The 4,767-nt window shown below is 70.3% G+C and carries 5 protein-coding genes and 1 pseudogene; all 6 read right to left on the bottom strand.

The genetic code is table 11. The features are described from left to right. A pseudogene (locus MSZK_RS02225) lies at positions 1 to 167 on the bottom strand (RNase H family protein); the annotation flags it as partial. A gap of 3 nt (positions 168 to 170) precedes the next feature. Next, positions 171 to 1,901: a cation acetate symporter gene (locus tag MSZK_RS02220; protein ID WP_099244404.1), complete on the bottom strand. Its 1,731-nt coding sequence runs from the start codon at positions 1,899 to 1,901 to the stop codon at positions 171 to 173. Then, on the bottom strand, positions 1,898 to 2,281 hold the full coding sequence (locus MSZK_RS02215) for a hypothetical protein (protein WP_099244402.1): 384 nt from the start codon (positions 2,279 to 2,281) through the stop codon (positions 1,898 to 1,900). The genes MSZK_RS02220 and MSZK_RS02215 overlap by 4 nt, the downstream gene beginning before the upstream one ends. Continuing rightward, entirely contained in the window at positions 2,274 to 3,056 is a 783-nt protein-coding gene (locus MSZK_RS02210; protein ID WP_099244400.1) for a LytTR family DNA-binding domain-containing protein, read from the bottom strand. The genes MSZK_RS02215 and MSZK_RS02210 overlap by 8 nt, the downstream gene beginning before the upstream one ends. A 19-nt stretch (positions 3,057 to 3,075) precedes the next feature. Further along, positions 3,076 to 4,257, bottom strand: a complete 1,182-nt coding sequence (locus MSZK_RS02205) for a sensor histidine kinase (RefSeq protein WP_099244398.1) — start codon at positions 4,255 to 4,257, stop codon at positions 3,076 to 3,078. A 21-nt stretch (positions 4,258 to 4,278) separates the two neighbouring features. Further along, positions 4,279 to 4,575: a DUF732 domain-containing protein gene (locus MSZK_RS02200; RefSeq protein ID WP_099244396.1), complete on the bottom strand. Its 297-nt coding sequence runs from the start codon at positions 4,573 to 4,575 to the stop codon at positions 4,279 to 4,281. Positions 4,576 to 4,767 lie beyond the last annotated feature (192 nt).

The following is a 4,767-nucleotide window of genomic DNA, read 5'->3' as shown; positions in this document are numbered from 1 at the left end:
CCTTTCACCCAGAACCACTCGACCTGATGGCGGGCGCAGGCAATCTGCAGGCGCTGCCACAGGTCGACGTTCTTGACCGGTTGCTTGGCAGAGGTTCGCCAGCCGTTGCGCTCCCAGCCCGCCACCCACTGGGTGATGCCGTTTCGGGCGTAGATGCTGTCGGTGTACCTCTAGCCGCGGGGCACGCGTTCCAGGCCCATGCCGAGGCGTTCGGGGACATGCATGCGGGCGAAGATGCGCGCCACGTCAGGGGGAACGTCGCGCCGGGTGAGGCGGCTGGCCAGCACCATCGTCGCGAACGCCAGGGGAACGGTGACCGCGGCGGGATAGCCGATCAGCGTGGACGGCCAGCCGCCGAGGGCGTCGTCGTCGACCCAGCCGGTGACCGCGACGAGGATGGCCAGGCCGGAGGCCAGCGTGCCGACCACCAGACCGGCGATCGCGCCCGCGGCGGTCAGCCCGCGCCACCAGATCCCGAGGATCAGCAGCGGGCACAGCGTGGACGCCGCGACGGCGAAGGCCAGGCCGACGCCGCGGGAGAGGTCCAGCTGGGGCGCCACGAGCGACATCGGGATCGGCACGAGCCCGGCGATCAGCGCCACCAGCCGGAAGTCGCTGACCCGCCCGCGCAGCACGTCGGTGGACAGCGCGCCGGCGATGCTGACCAGCAGGCCCGAGGAGGTGGCCAGGAAGGCGGCGATGGCGCCGGCGGCTACCAGCGCGCCGACGAGCTCGCCGGGCAGCCCGGCGATGGCGGCCGACGGCAACAGTAGGACCGCGGCGTCGGCCTTGCCTGTGATCAGCAGCTGCGGCACGTAGAGCCGGGCGAACACGCCGAGCAGGACGGGGAACAGATAGAACAGCGACAGCAGGACGATCACGGCGAGCGCCGTTCGCCGGGCGGCGCGTCCGTCGGGGTTGGTGTAGAAGCGGACCAGCACGTGGGGGAGGCCCATCGCACCGAGAAACGTGGCCACCATGATCGAAAACACTTGGTAGAGAGGGTGGTTGCCGCCCAACCCGCCGCCACTCTGAATCCATGCGGCACCGTTGGCGGGTGCGCCGGTGACCACCGGGGTCTGGGCGCCGGGGGCCAGGGTCAGCGTGGTGCCCGGGGCCAGGTGGTACTCGCCGGGCCCGGGCAGGGTGCCGTCGTGGTCCGGGCCGCGCACCGTCACCCCGGCGGGGTCTGCCACGGTGACCACGACGTCGGTCTCGACCGTGACGACGGTCTGGCGATCCACGGTCGGCGGCAGCGGCCCGCCGAGCGGCGGATGCTCGTGGGCGACATGCAGCAGCAGCACCAGTGCGGGGGTGGCGACCGCCGTCAGCTTCAGCCAGTACTGGAATGCCTGCACGAACGTGATGGACCGCATCCCGCCGCCGACGACGTTGGCGATCACGATACCGCCGACGGCCAGTGGGCCGAGCCAAACCGGAACGCCGAGAAGGGCTTTCAGCGCGATGCCGGCGCCCTGATACTGGGGGATCAGGTAGAGGATGCAGACCGTCACCACCACCAGCATCGCGACCCGGCGCACCCGCGGCGAGCCGAGCCGGAACTCGGCGAAGTCGGGAACGGTGTAGGCGCCGGACCGCCGCAGCGGAGCCGAGACGAACAACAGCAGACCCAGATAGCCTGCGGTGAAACCGACCGGGTACCACAACGCGTCGGCCCCGTACTTGGCAATCAGCCCGGCCACCCCGAGAAATGACGCCGCCGAGAGGTATTCACCGGAGATCGCCGCGGCATTCCAGCGGGCGCCGACGGTGCGCGAGGCCACCAGGAAGTCAGACGTGGTGCGCGACAACCGAACCCCGTAAGCGCCGACGGCCACCGTGGCCACCGCGGCGGCCAGCAGTCCGCCCGCGGTCAGCGCTGTCGCCGTCGACCCGCTCACGGCGGTGGACTGTCGTCGTCGACCACACCCATGAAATCGCGCTCGCCCTGTTCGGCCAGCCGGATGAAGAGCCGGCCGACGCCGTACAGCACGGGGTAGACCAGGACCGCCAGGGTCAACCAGTTCAGCCGCATCCCGAACACCGTGGCGGCGGACAGCTCCGGGAAGAACGCGTTGAGCAACGGCAGCACCGCCATCGCGCCGGCCACCACCGCCGCCAGCCGCAACGCCAGACCGAGCTGAGCCCGCACCAGGCCGCGCACCAGCGCGTCGCCGATCACGGTCTGCTCCTGCACCTCGACGCGGGTGCGCACGGCGCGGGTGCCGCGCCGGTGGGCCAGCACGACGCGCTCGCGCTGCGGGCGGGGTGGCCTAGTCATCGGCGGCGCCCGGGCGGAAAGTCCGCATCGGATCGCGGATCAGCCGGTCGCGCAGTTCGCGGGCCTGGCGGCGGCTGACCGGCAGCTCGACGGCGGCCGATGCACCGTTGGCGCGCAGCCGTACCATCGTCGAGGCGCCCGACGTGCGCAGTCCGGTCACCATGTTCAGCGCGACCAGATAGGAGCGGTGCACCCGCTGGAACCCGCGGTTGCGCCAGCGGTCTTCCAAGGTGCTCAACGGAATTCGGACCAGATGCGAGCCCGAGGTGGCGTGCAGGCGTGCGTAGTCACCCTCGGCCTCCACCCAGCCGATGGTGTCGCAGCGCACCAATTGGGTGACGCCGCCGAGTTCGACCGGGATGGTGTCGGCCGGTGGCTCGTCGGGCTGCGGCGCCGGTTCGGTGGCCCGCGCGCCGACCACCCGCCGGATCGCTTCGTCGAGACGCTCCTTGCGGATCGGCTTCAGCAGATAGTCCAGCGCCCCGACCTCGAAAGCGGCCAGCGCCTTGTCGTCGTGGGCGGTGACGAACACGACGGCCGGCGGGTGTGCGAAATTGCCCAGCACACTGGCTAGTTCGAGTCCGGACAGACCCGGCATGTTGATGTCGAGAAAGATCGCGTCGACGGTGCGTTCGTTGATGATCCGTAGTGCCGAGGTCGCGTCGCCGGCGCCCGTCACCTCGGCGACGTCGGGGTGTTCGCCCAACAGATAGGTCAGTTCGTCGAGTGCGGGGGCTTCGTCGTCGACGGCCAGCACCCACAGCTGCGCTGTCATGCCCATCCTTCCCGTGTCGCTAGACCCGCACGCCCGACCGGAACTTCGGCACCCGCATGATCACCTTGGTGCCCGCATCCTGGGCGGTCTCGACCACCAGACCGTAGTCGTTGCCAAACGCCGCCCGCAGTCGATGGTCGACATTGCTCAACCCCACATGCGCGGCCTGCTCGCCGTCGGCGAGGACGTCGCCGTGACCGGAGCGCAGGATCTCGGGGTCCATGCCGATGCCGTCGTCCTCCACACTGATCACGCAGTCCGAACCCTCGTCGCGGGCCACGATTTCGATCGAACCGCCCTGGCGCCCGGCCAGGCCGTGCCGCACCGCGTTCTCCACCAGCGGTTGCAACGCCAGGAACGGCACGACGACGGTCAGCACCTCCGGCGCGATCTGCAGGGTCACCGACAGGTTGGGGCCGAACCGGGCCCGTTCGAGGGTCAGGTACCGGTCGATGTTGCGCAACTCGTCGGCCAGCACCGTGTACGGCCCGGCCGAGCGGAACGAGTAGCGGGTGAAATCGGCGAACTCCAGGATCAGGTCGCGCGCCCGGTCGGGGTCGGTGCGCACGAACGAGGCGATGGTGTTCAGCGCGTTGTAGATGAAGTGCGGGCTGATCTGGGCGCGCAGCGCGAGCACCTCGGCGCGATCGAGGCGGGCCCGCGAGGCGTCCAGCTCGGCGAGCTGGAGCTGGCTGGCGGCATAGCGGGCCACCTCGGCGATGGCGCCCAGCATGCCCGGCGACGGCTCGTCGGCGTTGACCACGACCAGCACACCGATCACCACGTCGTCGTCGTCGAGGATCGGCTGGGCGACCACCGCCGGGGCCTGCTCGCGGGCCAGCACCCGGCGCTGACCGGCGATCGCCTCACGGGCGGTGTGGTGGCACAGCTCCAGGGTGGCCGGCGTCCAGAGCGGATCGCCGGGCGGGTCGAAGGCCAGCAGGGCGGTGTCGGCGCCGTAGAGCGCGACGCCTCCGGAGCCGGTCAGGCTGCGCAGGTGCGGGGCCGCGCCGGCCGCGGAGTCGGCGTCCAGGCCCTTGCGCAGCGAGCGGGCGGCCAGCGAGGCGGTGTGCAGCGCGGCGTGCACCGTGCGCTCGGCCGGCGTGCTGACCACGTTGCGGGTCAGCACCGCGATCGCGCCGACGATCAACGCCACCGCGGCCAGTGCGACCGCCAGCGCGAGCGCGACCGCACCCGACATCTCGTCTTCTCGCTTACTGACTCACTGAACGGGGCAGGCGTACTTTCTGGCCACGTCGAACACGCGCTCCTGCGCACCGGGGCCGATGACGCCTTGAGCCGCCAACTCCAAGCCGATGTAACCCGGTATGCCGCCGATACAGGCCTGATGCGCTACCCGCCACGCGGTATCCGGATTCAGGTTGTAGCCGTTGCGTTGTAGGCCCTGCATGTACAGGTCGAATTCCGGTGTGCCCTGGTCTGGTATCGCCTGGGCGGTGCCGGCCAGTGCGACAGCGGTGACGACCGCCGCGATGGCAGGTGCAATCGCCCGTCTCATGTGTTTCTCCTACAGCGGATCACTGGGAATTGCCACCACGATCGCACAATCAGGCGATGAATGACCTGGAACGGGCTGATCGCCCGGGCCGAGGCTGATCCGCCTAGTGTCCCGCGTCTGAAGTTGGTTTACGGGTGTGGGGCAGGATCTCGTCTGCGGTCTTGGTCCACACGAACGGGTGGCAGCGTTGGT

The organism is Mycobacterium sp. shizuoka-1 (genome assembly GCF_002723835.1).
Classification (GTDB): Bacteria; Actinomycetota; Actinomycetes; order Mycobacteriales; family Mycobacteriaceae; genus Mycobacterium.
Note: the sequence above shows the minus strand (reverse complement) of the source record. Positions and strands in the feature narration are given on the sequence as shown.

Excerpts from the sequence above, each read along its gene's own strand:
- MSZK_RS02215 (WP_099244402.1), bottom strand. The coding sequence starts at position 2,281 with ATGACTAGGCCACCCCGCCCGCAGCGCGAGCGCGTCGTGCTGGCCCAC.
- MSZK_RS02210 (WP_099244400.1), bottom strand. The coding sequence starts at position 3,056 with ATGACAGCGCAGCTGTGGGTGCTGGCCGTCGACGACGAAGCCCCCGCA.
- MSZK_RS02205 (WP_099244398.1), bottom strand. The coding sequence starts at position 4,257 with ATGTCGGGTGCGGTCGCGCTCGCGCTGGCGGTCGCACTGGCCGCGGTG.
- MSZK_RS02200 (WP_099244396.1), bottom strand. The coding sequence starts at position 4,575 with ATGAGACGGGCGATTGCACCTGCCATCGCGGCGGTCGTCACCGCTGTC.